Source organism: Vibrio sp. M250220 (genome assembly GCF_036533795.1).
In the GTDB taxonomy this organism is placed as follows: domain Bacteria; phylum Pseudomonadota; class Gammaproteobacteria; order Enterobacterales; family Vibrionaceae; genus Vibrio.
Genome location: NZ_JATABI010000041.1, coordinates 22,060 through 36,508 on the forward strand (window position 1 = coordinate 22,060; position 14,449 = coordinate 36,508).

The window sequence follows — 14,449 nt, forward strand, 5'->3', positions numbered from 1 at the left end:
ATGCAAACTTTTGCTGAAATTTCCGCTCTGCGTGAGCAAATCAAACAGCACAAACGTGATGGCCGCAAAGTTGCGTTTGTACCAACTATGGGTAACCTCCATGAAGGTCACCTTACGTTAGTCCGTAAGGCTCGCGAGAATGCGGACATCGTTGTTGTTAGCATCTTCGTAAACCCAATGCAGTTTGATCGTGCTGATGACCTCAACAACTATCCACGCACGTTAGATGATGACTTAAGCAAGTTAACGGCCGAAGGCGTTGATTTGGTCTTTACCCCGACTCCAGAGATTATCTACCCACTGGGAATTGAGAATCAGACCACTGTTGAAGTTCCTGTGCTATCTAATATTCTTGAAGGTGCGTCTCGTCCAGGGCATTTCCGTGGCGTCGCGACCGTTGTAACCAAATTATTCAATATCGTCCAACCCGACGTTGCTTGTTTTGGTGAAAAAGACTTCCAGCAACTCGCCATTATTCGCAAAATGACTGAAGACTTGGCTCTGGATACCGAAATCATTGGCGTACCAACCGTTCGTGAAATGGATGGACTGGCAATGAGCTCACGCAATGGCTTACTCACGATTGACGAACGCCAACGAGCCCCTGTTCTGGCACGTACGATGCGTTGGATCAGTAGCGCCATTCGTGGTGGCCGCGATGACTACGCGTCTGTAATTGAAGATGCCAGCGATCAGTTACGCGCTGCCGGGCTACACCCAGATGAAATCTTCATTCGCGACGCCCGTACACTTCAAGTGGTATCCGCTGAAACCACGCAGATCGTTATCTTGATGTCTGCGTTCTTAGGTAAAGCACGCCTGATTGATAATCAAGTGGTGGAAATCTCAGTTGAGAGCAAAGAAGAAGATCCGTCTGAATCGACTTCGATCTCGGCGGAATAACTAAATCTCCCCCCAAAAAAAGGGTTGGCATTTAAGCCAACCCTTTTTTGTTATCTTACTCTTTAGCTTCTCAAGCCAATTCCTCGTGTCACTAGATAATGTGCAACGCCGTATAGCAGGACGACAAAAACACCAAGAACACTGAATGAAGTGACTATACCGACATCAGAGACACCGAGAAAGCCATAACGGAATGCGTTTACCATGTAGACAATTGGGTTGATCTTCGACACCCCCTGCCAAAACTCTGGTAGCAAGCTGATGGAGTAAAATACACCACCAAGATAGGTCAGTGGAGTCAACACAAAGGTTGGAATGATCGAAATATCGTCGAAGGTTTTAGCATAGACCGCATTGATCAAACCGCCCAATGCAAAGACTACTGAGGTCATAAATACCGTTGCGATGATAATGCCCCAGTGATCAACTTGGAGATCAACAAAGAACAATGACACAAAAGTAACGATCGTACCAACCAATAAACCACGCACGACCCCGCCCATCACAAAGCCTAAAATGATCACATAATTTGGTACTGGCGCGACCAACAACTCTTCTATATTTCTCTGAAACTTCGCACTAAAGAAAGAGGAGGCCACGTTAGAATATGAGTTGGTAATCACCGACATCATGATCAATCCCGGGACGATATATTCCATATAGCTGAAACCATTCATTTCACCAATTCGCGAACCAATTAGGCTACCGAAAATGATGAAGTACAAGGTCATCGTAATGGCGGGTGGCACCAGTGTTTGTACCCAGATACGAGTAAAACGGTTAACCTCTTTAGTCAGCAGGCTACAAAATGCAGTCCAATATAAATGATACATATTATTGGCTCCCCTCTCGTACAATACTGACAAACAACTCTTCAAGACGATTGGCTTTGTTACGCATCGACAGCACCTTAATACCCTGCTCCGATAGCTGAGAAAATATGCCATTCAATCCCTGAGTTTTCTCTATTTCGATCTCCAACGAGTCATTAGAAAAAATCTGACTCTTCACACCCTGCAATTCTGGTTGTGCCGAGCCTTCTTCAAGATCAAGAATAAATGTCTCCACATCCAGTTTGCTCAGTAGCGCCTTCATGGTGGTGTTTTCGATCAGTTCACCTTTATTGATGATCCCAATGTTACGGCACAACATTTCAGCTTCTTCTAGATAGTGAGTCGTTAGAATGATAGTGATCCCCTGCTCTTGATTGATTTCTTTCAGGAACTCCCACATTGAACGGCGTAGTTCAATATCGACACCCGCAGTAGGTTCATCCAGAATCAATAGCTGAGGTTCGTGCATAAGAGCCCTAGCGATCATTAAACGTCGCTTCATCCCGCCAGACAAATTTCGTGAACGTTCGCTACGTTTTTCCCACAGATCGAGCTTAGATAAATACTTTTTTGCTCTCTCTTTGGCTACGGATTTTGACACACCATAGTAACCAGCCTGCTGAAGCACTATCTGTTCAACGGTTTCAAACTGGTTAAAATTGAATTCTTGTGGCACAAGACCGAGGTGCTGTTTGGCTAGCTCAAGATCTTTATCAATATCAAAGCCAAACACTTTTACCTGACCAGAACTCTTATTAACCAAAGATGATATGACTCCGATCGTGGTCGATTTTCCGGCACCATTTGGACCGAGTAAGGCGTAAAAATCACCTTTTCTGACATTTAAGCTAATGCCTTTTAGCGCTTCAAGTCCCCCCGCGTAAGTCTTGCGGAGCTGCTCAATTTCTAATGCATACATAAGTTACGACTGCCATTGCTTTGCGTATTCGAAATTCAGTTTATCGTTGAATGACGATGATTACAATTAAACCTTTCGAATATTTTGGAAATAATATTTACCTAACTTAGCCACAAATAAAAACGCCACCGAACGAGGTCGGTGGCGCTTTTTTACTCTAAAACATCAGACTTATATCGCTTCGTCCTGATGTTCATCACTTCCCACATGCTTCACTGCGGCTTTTAATGCTTCATAGCGGAATTTATAAGTGTTCCCTTCAGGCACTAAGTCAATGACGTGGAATTTATCCAATTGTTGGCGTGTCTGTTCATTCGGACATAGCAAGTAAACCTGACATTTAGCATCCAATGCGTCCTTGATAGCGTTTTCCAGTGCCAGTCCCACCGTAACATCAATCATTGGTACATCGGTCAAGTCTAGGATCATGACTTCATAATCAGAAATGCTGCTATGTTGACGCGAAATTGCCTTAGATACACTGAAAATCATCGGTCCAGACAAGTAGAAAAAGAGAACCTTACCATTCGCTTTATCCAACAAGCCTCGTTCACTGTCGGTTAAAGGCACATCATCTTCATCTGCATCACTGATGGCTTTCACTTGTCTTGCTTGCTCACGGCTTAAACGCTCAATAATAATAATATTGGAGATAAATACACCCAGTCCGACAGCTGCAATCAAATCAACGAATACAGTCAGCAGCATGACACCGTACATGATCGCCATACCAGAAAAACTGACTTTGTGCGCGCGTTGGATAAAACTCCAATCTAAGATATTGAAACCGACATAGACGGCAATACCGGCTAGCACCGCCATTGGAATTGGCTCAGTCAAACCACCCGCGACAAGAACCACCAGTGCCAACACCAGAGCACGAATCACACCAGATAACGGAGAGCGTGCACCAACTTGGATGTTGGTAACCGTTCCCATTGTTGCCCCTGCACCAGGCAGAGCGCCAAACAGACCTGAGATCATGTTTGCCAAACCTTGGCCACGAAGCTCTTTATCTGAGTCATGTTCTTTACGCGTTAAGGAGTCACCAATGACCGCTGTCAGCAAGGTGTCAATACAGCCTAAAGTACCCAGCACTAAGGCATCGATCACCATCTCAGTAAACATCGCCGAATCAATCTGAGGGATCACTAAAGAAGGCAGTCCTGCTGGGATCTCACCAATACGACGGATGGCATCGGTATCAAATAGAATGACGGAAAGTAAGGTCACAACGATCAGTGCGACTAATTGAGCTGGAACATACTTACGATAATGTTTAGGAAAGAAGAACAGAATCGCTAGGGTTAGCAAACCAAGAAACAGCTCGCTAAATCTCATGTTAGCAACCGTTTCTGGCAACGCAGAAAGCGTTCCCATGACGCCACCGGATGGGGCGGCATGACCGAGTAGTGGAGAGAGTTGGAGAATAATTAATATAACGCCAATTCCCGACATAAAGCCAGATATCACGCTATATGGCATTAAAGTGACATATTTTCCAAGCTTCAACGTACCGAGTAAAATTTGGAATGCACCTGCCATCATGACAACAGTAAACGTCATTGCCATACCGGTTTCTGGGTACTTCGCCACCATACTGGTGAGTACCGCTGTCATGATAACCGTCATAGGACCGGTAGGTTCAGAGATCAGCGTGTTTGATCCACCAAACAAGGCCGCAAATAAGCCGACCATGATGGCCCCCCAAAGGCCAGCCTCCGCACCCGCTCCTGAAGCGACACCGAAAGCAAGTGCTAACGGTAAAGAAATAATGGCGGTTGTCACACCACCAAACAAATCCCCTCTGAGATTTATATCTTCAAAACGACTCGCGAACACAACTTTGCTCCATGCTTATTACTCAACATTACCCACAGACACCGTCTATGGTGACGCCACTGTGGTTATGTATTGGCATTACAACGTCTTACTCTAAAGTCACATCAATCTATGGTCGTTCTTAGACGGCATAACCTTAGAATTTGTAGGCAAAAATGACGCCAAATGCTGCGAAATAACGCTATTTACATCATCTTATCAAATGTTATCGAGTAGAGATAAGTGTTAATCGCATCCTATAACTCATACTTTATAACCATTTGTTAGGATAACGACTAAGTTTATGATTTTTGGCGCTCAAACACGTCAGATGAGTACATTTTTGGCCAATTTAACTAGGAAGGAAATTGTAACATTGTGTATAGTGGTGCAAGTATATTTTAAAGGTTGTGAAGAAATGCCGGAAATTAAACAGCTATTTAAAAACAATTCCAAATGGTCAGAATCGATTAAAGCAGAACATCCCGAGTACTTTGCGAAGTTAGAAGAAGGCCAAAGCCCAGACTTTCTTTGGATTGGTTGCTCAGATAGTCGCGTACCCGCAGAACGTCTTACCGGACTTTACTCGGGGGAGTTGTTTGTTCACCGAAATGTCGCCAATCAGGTAATACACACCGACCTTAACTGCCTCTCTGTCGTCCAATATGCCGTCGATGTGCTCAAAGTTAAGCACATTATCGTTTGTGGTCACTACGGTTGTGGTGGTGTTAACGCCGCGATTGACAACCCACAACTCGGTCTTATCAATAACTGGTTACTGCATATTCGAGATCTCTACTTCAAGCACCGTAATTATTTAGATGCCATGCCTGTAGATAAGCGTGCTGACAAATTGGGCGAAATCAATGTCGCGGAACAGGTTTATAATCTGGGTAACTCCACTATCTTGCAAAACGCTTGGGAGCGAGGACAAGAAGTTGAAATTCATGGCGTGGTCTATGGTATCGGTGATGGCAAACTCGAGTATTTAGGGGTTCGCTCCAGCTCTCGGGAGTCTGTAGATACGTCATACCAGAAAGCAATGGAATCGATTCTGAACCCAGAACACCATTTACTGTGTCGTTAAGCACAACCAAAAACGCCCGCTATTGAATGCGGGCGTTTGCTTTTCGTCACTTCACAGAGTTTTACTTACTCTTGAGGTACAACTTTACCAATGTATGGTAGGTGACGGTATTTCTGTGCATAGTCGATACCAACACCAACAACAAATTCGTCAGGTATTTCAAAACCAATCCACTTCACATCCACGTCAACTTCACGACGAGATGGCTTGTCTAGCAGAGTACATATTTCGATTGATTTAGGCTCACGAAGACTCAAAATCTCCTTAACCTTATTTAGCGTATTACCTGTATCAATAATGTCTTCTACAAGCAGAACATCCTTACCTTTGATGTCGTCATCAAGATCTTTAAGGATGCGAACATCACGTGAACTTTCCATCGTGTTGCCATAACTAGAAGCGGTCATAAAATCAACTTGATGAGTAAGCTCAATCGAGCGAGCCAGATCCGCCATAAATACGAATGATCCGCGTAGCAAACCAACCATGACTAGATCTTCACTACCTTGGTAGTGCTCAGTAATCTGCTTACCTAACTCTTTTACTCGCTCGCTGACTTCTTGCTCAGAAATCATTACTTCTACTGTATGTTTCATACCAATCTCGTTTTTCACGTTCTCTGTACCAGGTCAATGAATGACCACTTACGTACAGTCTGATGCTTTAAGGGCGTAGTTTAGCACTAGCCAGCATCAAGGAAAAACGTTTGCCTAAAATAATGATCGATAAATTTAATGTTTCAGGTTGATCTTTAGCACGACATTAACAAAAGTGATTATAAAATAAGCAGAAATCGTTGACCTGACACATATGCACCATTACACTCATAGAGCGTCATGCAATTTATAAAATACTAAAATAGGGCAAAGCCCAGACAATTATATTAACAACTCATTTGGCAAGGAAATTAACTATGGACTCTATAGCTAAAAGACCGCGTACGCGTCTATCACCGCAAAAACGTAAGCAGCAATTAATGGAAATCGCTCTCGAAGTGTTTGCACGTCGTGGCATCGGGCGTGGTGGTCACGCTGATATTGCTGAAATTGCACAAGTCTCTGTCGCTACCGTTTTTAACTATTTCCCTACTCGCGAAGATCTTGTTGATGATGTACTTAACTACGTGGTACGTCAGTTCTCAAACTTCCTCTCAGACAATATCGATTTGGATATCCACGCGAAGGAAAACTTAAACAATCTAACCAACAATATGGTTGATTTGGTGGTTAATGACTGCCATTGGCTAAAAGTTTGGTTTGAGTGGAGCGCATCGACTCGTGATGAAGTGTGGCCACTGTTTGTGACTACCAACCGTACTAACCAGCTATTAGTAAGAAATATGTTTGTTAAAGCGATCGAACGTGGTGAAGTATGTGAACAGCATGAACCTGCACATCTGGCTACGTTATTCCACGGAATCTTCTATTCACTGTTTGTTCAAGCCAACCGAATTCAAGATGAAGTGGTTATGTCTCGATTGACACAAAGCTACCTTGATATGCTTTGTATCTACAACCATGCTGAGAATGCATAATTTTTACGAGTAAATGTTAAAGGCCTACCCTTTGTTGAGTAGGCCTTTTTTCTGTCTTGGCGAAATCGAACAATAAAAAAAACCGCTGAACAATCAGCGGTTTTTTAGCGTCTCTACGAAAAATTACTTTTTCTTTTTCGCTTTAGGGTTTGGTAGGTCAGTGATAGTACCTTCAAACACTTCCGCTGCTAGACCCACAGACTCGTGTAGAGTTGGGTGAGCATGGATAGTTAGAGCGATATCTTCCGCATCACAACCCATCTCGATAGCTAGACCGATTTCACCTAGTAGCTCGCCACCGTTAGTACCAACGATAGCACCACCAATTACACGGTGCGTGTCTTTATCGAAGATCAGCTTAGTCATACCATCAGAACAGTCTGAAGCGATCGCACGACCAGATGCAGCCCATGGGAATGTCGCTGTTTCGTAGTTAATGCCTTCCGCTTTCGCTTCTTTCTCAGTCTTACCAACCCACGCCACTTCTGGCTCAGTGTAAGCAATTGAAGGAATAACTTTAGGGTCGAAGTAGTGTTTCTTACCAGAAATAACTTCTGCTGCAACGTGACCTTCATGCACACCTTTGTGAGCAAGCATTGGTTGACCAACAATATCACCGATCGCGAAGATATGAGGAACGTTAGTGCGCATCTGCTTATCGACTTTGATGAAGCCACGCTCGTCAATTTCTAGACCCGCTTTCTCACCATCAATCAATAGACCATTTGGAACACGACCGATAGCAACAAGAACAGCATCGTAACGCTCAGCTTCTGCTGGCGCTTTCTTACCTTCCATTGAAACGTAGATACCGTCTTCTTTCGCTTCAACCGCTGTCACTTTCGTTTCTAGCATTAGGTTGAACTTGTTCTTCACACGCTTGGTGTAAACTTTAACGATGTCTTTATCTGCCGCTGGGATAACTTGGTCGAACATCTCTACGACGTCTACCTTAGAGCCAAGAGACTGGTATACCGTACCCATTTCTAGACCGATGATACCACCACCCATAATCAGTAGTTTTCCTGGTACTTCTTTCAGCTCTAGAGCATCCGTTGAATCCCAGATACGTGGATCTTCGTGTGGAATGAATGGCAATTTGATAGGACGAGAGCCTGCTGCGATGATAGCGTTGTCAAAAGTAACCGTTGTTGACTCACCTTCACCTTCTACAAGAATAGTGTTAGGACCAGTGAACTTACCGTAACCATTAACAATGTTAACTTTACGCATCTTAGCCATACCGCCAAGACCACCAGTAAGTTGGTTTACAACTTTCTCTTTCCAGATACGAATTTTGTTGATATCTGTTTGTGGCTCACCGAAAACGACGCCGTGTTCAGCCATCGCTTTAGCTTCTTCAATTACTTTTGAAACGTGTAGAAGCGCCTTAGATGGGATACAACCAACATTCAGACATACACCACCTAGAGTGTTGTAACGCTCGATAAGTACAGTTTCAAGACCTAAATCTGCACAACGGAATGCAGCTGAGTAACCAGCAGGACCAGAACCAAGTACAACAACTTGGGCTTTAATTTCTTTGCTCATTGTGACCTCTTGTAGTCATTATCCCTAACAGGCTGAGTGGGTATTGATTTATATGTTCAAGTCGATTTGTTTTAAACAGTTATTTTCAGACCGCCAACAGTTTACAGAGATGTTAATGGAGTGAAAAGTAAATCAATTTAGCCTGTGAGCTAGACAACAATTCGATGAGTAAAACCTTATTGAATCTAAGGTCTGCTATCAAATTGTCTGGTAATTATTATTAGCAGAGGCGGCTTAATTGCCGCCTCTTAATCGTCTATCTGAATTAAAGAACTAGACGACGGATATCTGATAGTGCGCCATTTAGGAACGTAATGAAACGTGCACCTTCAGCACCATCGATCACACGGTGGTCGTATGATAGAGATAGTGGAAGTTGTAGACGCGGTTCAAATTCTTTACCGTTCCAAACTGGTTTAATTTCAGATTTAGATACACCTAGGATACCAACTTCTGGCGCGTTAACGATTGGAGTAAACGCAGTACCACCGATACCACCAAGGCTTGAAATCGTGAAACAGCCACCCTGCATATCTGCTGCAGTAAGCTTACCAGCACGTGCTTTCTTAGAAACCACCATTAGCTCTTCAGATAGCTCGTAAATGCCTTTCTTGTTCACGTCTTTAAATACAGGAACAACTAGGCCGTTTGGCGTATCTACCGCGATACCGATGTTCACGTATTTCTTCAGAATTAGGCTTTCACCATCTTCTGATAGAGACGAGTTGAACGCTGGGAACGCTTCAAGTGCTTTAGCTGCCGCTTTCATGATGAACACTAGTGGAGTGATCTTCATGCCAGAATCTTTCTTCGCTTCAATCGCGTTCTGCTCTTTACGGAATGCTTCTAGCTCAGTGATGTCTGCATTATCCCACTGTGTAACGTGAGGGATCATTACCCAGTTACGGTGTAGGTTCGCACCAGAGATCTTCTTGATACGTGATAGAGGTTGAACCTCTGTCTCACCAAACTTGCTGAAGTCAACTTTTGGCCATGGTAGTAGACCAAGAGCCGCGCCGTCACCTTTGCCAGATGCGGCTGCACCTGCGCCAGACTCAAGACGCTTAAGCGCTTCTTTAACGTAAGACTGAACGTCTTCTTTCAGGATACGGCTCTTACGACCAGTACCTTTAACCTTAGATAGGTTAACGCCAAATTCGCGAGCTAGGCGACGAACAACTGGAGACGCATGTGCGTACTCGTTGTTTTCTTGGAAATCGCCAGCTGCTGGAGCTGCTGCCGCTGGTGCTTCTGCTTTAGGAGCTGCCGCTGCAGGCGCTGCTGCTTGTGCTGGAGCTGCTACAGGTGCAGGCACTGCGCCCGCCACTTCGCCTGCCGTTGTAGAGAAAATCATGATGAGTGAGCCAGTAGACACTTTGTCGCCAGCTGCAATCTTGATTTCTTTAACCGTACCCGCGAATGGTGCAGGAACTTCCATTGAAGCTTTGTCGCCTTCAACAGTGATGAGCGATTGCTCTTCTTCCACTGTATCGCCAACTGCGACCATGATTTCAGTCACTTCTACTTCGTCGCCACCAATATCAGGCACGTTCACTTCTTTTGCTGCAGAGGCTGCAGAGGCTGCTGCCACTGGAGCTTCTACTGCTGCTGGTGCCGCTGATGGAGCGCCGGCTGTTTCGAATACCATGATTAGAGAGCCAGTCGATACTTTATCGCCAGCGGCTACTTTGATCTCTTTTAGAGTACCTGCAAATGGTGCTGGAACTTCCATAGAAGCTTTGTCGCCTTCAACAGTGAGAAGAGATTGCTCTTCTTCAACACTGTCGCCAACTGCAACCATAATTTCAGTCACTTCTACTTCGTCGCCACCGATATCTGGTACGAAAACTTCTTTCAGTTCTGCCGCTGCTGCTGGAGCTGGAGCCGCTTCTGCCGCAGGAGCAGGTGCAGCTTCAGCTGCACCCTCGGCTTCGACATTCTCTTCAACGAATAGCATGATTAGAGAACCAGTAGAAACCTTGTCGCCTTCTGCGATTTTGATTTCTTTAACGATACCTGCTTGAGATGCAGGAACTTCCATAGAAGCTTTATCGCCTTCAACTGTGATCAGAGACTGCTCTTCTTCAACCTTGTCGCCAACGCTTACAAGAATCTCAGTAACTTCAACCTCATCCGCACCGATGTCTGGTACATTAATTTCGATTGCCATTTCTTATCTACCTTCTCAATTAAGCGTATAGCGGGTTAGTTTTTTCAGTATCGATGTCGAACTTAGCAATAGCTTCAACTACTACTGATTTCTCAACATCACCACGCTTAGCTAGTTCAGAGAGCGCTGCTACTACGACGTAACCTGCGTTCACTTCGAAGTGACGACGTAGGTTTTCGCGGCTGTCAGAACGACCAAAGCCATCAGTACCCAGTACTTTGTAAGACTCAGAAGGCATAAACGCACGAACTTGTTCTGCGTAGTTCTTCATGTAGTCAGTTGCTGCGATCGCTGGCTCGGTACCCATAACTTGAGCAATGTAAGGTACTTTGTCTTCTGCTTCTGGGTGCAGCATGTTGTCACGCTCTACCGCTTGGCCATCACGAGTTAGCTCGTTGAATGACGTTACAGAGAACACGTCAGATGCAATGCCGTACTCTTCACTTAGGATTGTTGCCGCTTTACGAACTTCGTTCATGATAGTACCAGAGCCCATCAACTGAACTTTAGACTTGTCACCAGCGTAAGATTCAAGCTTGTAGATACCCTTACGGATGCCTTCTTCCGCGCCTTCAGGCATCGCTGGCATCGCGTAGTTTTCGTTCATTACTGTTAGGTAGTAGAACACGTTCTCTTGCTCAGGGCCGTACATGCGACGGATACCGTCTTGCATAATAACGGCAACTTCGTATGCGAACGTTGGATCGTAAGAAATACAGTTAGGAACTGTGCCCGCCATAATGTGCGAGTGACCATCTTCGTGCTGTAGACCTTCGCCGTTAAGCGTTGTACGACCAGCAGTTGCACCTAGTAGGAAACCACGAGCTTGTTGGTCGCCAGCTAGCCATGCCATATCACCTACACGTTGGAAACCAAACATTGAGTAGTAGATGTAGAATGGGATCATTGGCAGATCGTTAGTGCTGTATGACGTTGCAGCTGCAACCCAAGATGCCATTGAACCTAGCTCATTGATACCTTCTTGAAGTACCTGACCTGATGTTGCTTCTTTGTAGTAAGAAACAATGTCGCGATCCTGTGGCGTGTAGTTCTGGCCATGTGGGTTGTAAATACCGATCTGACGGAATAAACCTTCCATACCAAACGTACGTGCTTCATCACAGATGATAGGAACAATGTTCTTACCAATGTTTTTGTTCTTAAGCAGGATGTTAAGAGTACGAACGTAAGCCATGGTGGTAGAAATATCACGCTTCTGCTCTTCTAGTAGCGGCGCGAACTCTTCTAGCTCAGGAACTTGGAAGTCTTGAGTAAATTTAGGTAGACGCTGAGGCGTGTAACCTTTCAATGCTTTACGACGAGCGTGTAGGTATTCGTATTCCGCTGAACCTTCTTCAAGTTTCAGGTAAGGAAGTGCCTTCACTGCTTCATCCGTTAGGATGTCTTGAAGACCTAGACGGTCACGTAGATGTAGTACGTGAGTCATATCCATCTTCTTAACTTGGTGCGCGATGTTTTTACCTTCAGCCGCTTCACCCATACCGTAACCTTTCACTGTCTTAGCTAGGATTACAGTTGGACGACCTTTAGTTTCTGCCGCGTTTTTGTATGCTGCGTACAACTTAGAAGACTCGTGACCACCACGCTTAAGAGCGAAGATTTCGTCATCTGTCATGTCTGCAACGAGTGCAGCTGTCTCAGGGTACTTACCAAAGAAGTGCTTACGTACGTACGCGCCATCTTTAGATTTAAATGTTTGGTAGTCACCATCTACAGTTTCGTTCATCAGCTGTAGAAGTTTACCTGTTGTATCTTTAGCAAGCAGAGCATCCCAGTTGCTACCCCAGATAACTTTAACAACGTTCCAGCCAGCGCCTTTAAATAGACCTTCTAGCTCTTGAATGATGCTGCCGTTACCCATTACAGGGCCATCTAGACGCTGTAGGTTACAGTTAACTAGGAAACATAGGTTATCTAGCTTCTCACGCGCAGCGAAAGACAATGAACCACGTGATTCTGGCTCATCCATCTCACCATCGCCTAGGAAAGCATATACACGTTGAGCAGAAGTATCTTTCAAACCACGGCCGTCTAGGTACTTAAGGAAACGCGCTTGGTAGATCGCAGAAATTGGACCTAGACCCATAGAAACGGTAGGGAACTGCCAGAACTCAGGCATTAGTTTAGGGTGTGGGTATGATGGGATACCTTTACCGTCTACTTCTTGTCGGAAGTTATCTAGCTGCTCTTCAGTTAGACGACCTTCAACGAATGCACGAGAGTAGATACCCGGTGAAATGTGACCTTGGTAGTAAACTAGATCGCCACCGTCCGTCTCGTTTGGAGCGCGGAAGAAGTGGTTGAAACATACTTCGTAGAATGCAGCAGAAGACTGGAAAGACGCCATGTGGCCGCCTAACTCAAGGTCTTTCTTAGATGCACGTAGAACGATCATGATTGCGTTCCAGCGGATGATAGAACGAATACGGCGCTCAAGTGTTGTGTCACCTGGGTAAGCGGGTTCTTGGTCTGCAGGAATCGTGTTGATGTAGTTAGTTGTGATACCTGTTGGCATATCAACACCGTCTAGACGTGCTTTGTCTAGAACTTGCTCTAATAGGAACTGAGCACGCTCTACACCTTCTTCACGTACAACTGACTCAAGTGCTTGAAGCCATTCTTGAGTTTCCAGTGCATCTACGTCATGCTTCATATCAGACATGGCGATCTATCCTTCTATTGGTTGGATCTACTTATTTAAGTAACCGTTTCTTGTTTAAAGAATCGTTACCTTGCTGAATTCGACGCAAAGAGCGCTCTCTGCGTGACTCTTCACGAGTCAAATCCAACAATGTTTCTTCGATATAAGCTAAGTGTGAGTGTGACATTTCACGTGCCTTTTCCGGCTGACCCGAAACAATCGCATCCACAATATTAGCTCGGTGTTTACTTACTTTCTCGACCACTTCATCGCGGCGATGTAAGAGCTTTAAATTCTGTAAGACGTTTTGCTCAAGCAAAGGAGCCAAACTACGAACAATATGCAGCAACACTACGTTGTGTGCAGCTTCCGTTAAAGCAATCAAAAACTGCATAACAGCTACAGCTTCCGCTTCGACATTTTTCTTCGTTTGCTCTTCGCTGATGTTTTTCAGGCAAGCCTGAATACGCGCAAAGTCTTCCTCGGTTCCACGAACTGCTGCAAAGTAAGCCGCAATACCTTCCATCGCATGGCGAGTTTCCAGTAAGTCCAGCTGAGTTTCAGAGTGGCTAGACAATAAATTTAGCAGAGGATCAGAAAAGCTTGTCCAAATACTCTCACTAACAAATGTGCCGCCGCCCTGACGACGAGTAAGAAGACGCTTGGCTTCTAGGCGTTGTATCGCTTCACGGATTGAAGGACGTGAGACATCGAACTGCTTCGCTAACTCACGCTCTGGTGGCAACTGCTGCCCCGGAGACAATGTTCCTTCCACTATCAGCCTTTCCAATTCTTGTTCAATGACATCAGAAAGTTTTGGCTGACGAATCCTTTGATAAGCCATAGTTGTTTTTCTTCTACTCTTTGCAGTCAATTGGTATTACCAATTTCAAGTTGGCAGGAAAATTAACATAATTAAAACGCAAGTTCCAGTCAAAAATTGACCCAAATCATAGAACAGCCCTTACA

11 protein-coding genes are annotated in these 14,449 nt (G+C 44.8%); 3 read left to right on the forward strand and 8 right to left on the reverse strand.

Going from position 1 to position 14,449, the window contains the following annotated elements; all coding sequences use genetic code 11:
• Positions 1 to 903: a pantoate--beta-alanine ligase gene (panC, locus tag QTN94_RS14015; protein WP_331427985.1), complete on the forward strand. Its 903-nt coding sequence runs from the start codon at positions 1 to 3 to the stop codon at positions 901 to 903.
• 62 nt (positions 904 to 965) lie between these two features.
• Here panC and QTN94_RS14020 read toward each other — a convergent pair whose 3' ends face one another.
• The 3 genes from QTN94_RS14020 to QTN94_RS14030 form a co-directional block, all read right to left on the reverse strand.
• On the reverse strand, positions 966 to 1,736 hold the full coding sequence (locus QTN94_RS14020; RefSeq protein WP_138973112.1) for an ABC transporter permease: 771 nt from the start codon (positions 1,734 to 1,736) through the stop codon (positions 966 to 968).
• Position 1,737: 1 nt separating this feature from the next.
• On the reverse strand, positions 1,738 to 2,655 hold the full coding sequence (locus tag QTN94_RS14025) for an ABC transporter ATP-binding protein (protein ID WP_331427987.1): 918 nt from the start codon (positions 2,653 to 2,655) through the stop codon (positions 1,738 to 1,740).
• A gap of 171 nt (positions 2,656 to 2,826) precedes the next feature.
• Positions 2,827 to 4,497 carry a SulP family inorganic anion transporter gene (locus QTN94_RS14030; protein ID WP_138973114.1) on the reverse strand — a complete coding sequence of 557 codons (1,671 nt, stop codon included), beginning with the start codon at positions 4,495 to 4,497 and terminating at the stop codon, positions 2,827 to 2,829.
• Positions 4,498 to 4,894: 397 nt separating this feature from the next.
• On the opposite strand from QTN94_RS14030, the gene can reads away from it, so the two are divergent.
• On the forward strand, positions 4,895 to 5,563 hold the full coding sequence (can, locus tag QTN94_RS14035; RefSeq protein ID WP_331416906.1) for a carbonate dehydratase: 669 nt from the start codon (positions 4,895 to 4,897) through the stop codon (positions 5,561 to 5,563).
• 65 nt (positions 5,564 to 5,628) lie between these two features.
• Here can and hpt read toward each other — a convergent pair whose 3' ends face one another.
• Positions 5,629 to 6,159 carry a hypoxanthine phosphoribosyltransferase gene (gene hpt / locus QTN94_RS14040; RefSeq protein WP_138973116.1) on the reverse strand — a complete coding sequence of 177 codons (531 nt, stop codon included), beginning with the start codon at positions 6,157 to 6,159 and terminating at the stop codon, positions 5,629 to 5,631.
• A 317-nt stretch (positions 6,160 to 6,476) separates the two neighbouring features.
• Here hpt and QTN94_RS14045 point away from each other — a divergent pair, with 317 nt between their 5' ends.
• On the forward strand, positions 6,477 to 7,097 hold the full coding sequence (locus QTN94_RS14045; protein WP_331427989.1) for a LuxR/HapR/OpaR family quorum-sensing transcriptional regulator: 621 nt from the start codon (positions 6,477 to 6,479) through the stop codon (positions 7,095 to 7,097).
• 123 nt (positions 7,098 to 7,220) lie between these two features.
• Here the strand turns inward: QTN94_RS14045 and lpdA are convergent, their stop codons facing one another.
• The 4 genes from lpdA to pdhR form a co-directional block, all read right to left on the reverse strand.
• Positions 7,221 to 8,648: a dihydrolipoyl dehydrogenase gene (gene lpdA / locus QTN94_RS14050; RefSeq protein WP_138973118.1), complete on the reverse strand. Its 1,428-nt coding sequence runs from the start codon at positions 8,646 to 8,648 to the stop codon at positions 7,221 to 7,223.
• Positions 8,649 to 8,913: 265 nt separating this feature from the next.
• On the reverse strand, positions 8,914 to 10,818 hold the full coding sequence (gene aceF / locus QTN94_RS14055; RefSeq protein ID WP_331427990.1) for a pyruvate dehydrogenase complex dihydrolipoyllysine-residue acetyltransferase: 1,905 nt from the start codon (positions 10,816 to 10,818) through the stop codon (positions 8,914 to 8,916).
• A gap of 19 nt (positions 10,819 to 10,837) precedes the next feature.
• Complete coding sequence (aceE, locus tag QTN94_RS14060; protein ID WP_269377463.1) at positions 10,838 to 13,501, reverse strand: pyruvate dehydrogenase (acetyl-transferring), homodimeric type; 2,664 nt, start codon at positions 13,499 to 13,501, stop codon at positions 10,838 to 10,840.
• A gap of 31 nt (positions 13,502 to 13,532) precedes the next feature.
• Positions 13,533 to 14,324 (reverse strand): pyruvate dehydrogenase complex transcriptional repressor PdhR, encoded by a 792-nt coding sequence (gene pdhR / locus QTN94_RS14065; RefSeq protein ID WP_138973121.1) that lies wholly within the window; start codon positions 14,322 to 14,324, stop codon positions 13,533 to 13,535.
• Positions 14,325 to 14,449 lie beyond the last annotated feature (125 nt).

Excerpts from the sequence above, each read along its gene's own strand:
- panC (WP_331427985.1), top strand. The coding sequence starts at position 1 with ATGCAAACTTTTGCTGAAATTTCCGCTCTGCGTGAGCAAATCAAACAG.
- QTN94_RS14020 (WP_138973112.1), bottom strand. The coding sequence starts at position 1,736 with ATGTATCATTTATATTGGACTGCATTTTGTAGCCTGCTGACTAAAGAG.
- QTN94_RS14025 (WP_331427987.1), bottom strand. The coding sequence starts at position 2,655 with ATGTATGCATTAGAAATTGAGCAGCTCCGCAAGACTTACGCGGGGGGA.
- can (WP_331416906.1), top strand. The coding sequence starts at position 4,895 with ATGCCGGAAATTAAACAGCTATTTAAAAACAATTCCAAATGGTCAGAA.
- hpt (WP_138973116.1), bottom strand. The coding sequence starts at position 6,159 with ATGAAACATACAGTAGAAGTAATGATTTCTGAGCAAGAAGTCAGCGAG.
- QTN94_RS14045 (WP_331427989.1), top strand. The coding sequence starts at position 6,477 with ATGGACTCTATAGCTAAAAGACCGCGTACGCGTCTATCACCGCAAAAA.
- lpdA (WP_138973118.1), bottom strand. The coding sequence starts at position 8,648 with ATGAGCAAAGAAATTAAAGCCCAAGTTGTTGTACTTGGTTCTGGTCCT.
- aceF (WP_331427990.1), bottom strand. The coding sequence starts at position 10,818 with ATGGCAATCGAAATTAATGTACCAGACATCGGTGCGGATGAGGTTGAA.
- aceE (WP_269377463.1), bottom strand. The coding sequence starts at position 13,501 with ATGTCTGATATGAAGCATGACGTAGATGCACTGGAAACTCAAGAATGG.
- pdhR (WP_138973121.1), bottom strand. The coding sequence starts at position 14,324 with ATGGCTTATCAAAGGATTCGTCAGCCAAAACTTTCTGATGTCATTGAA.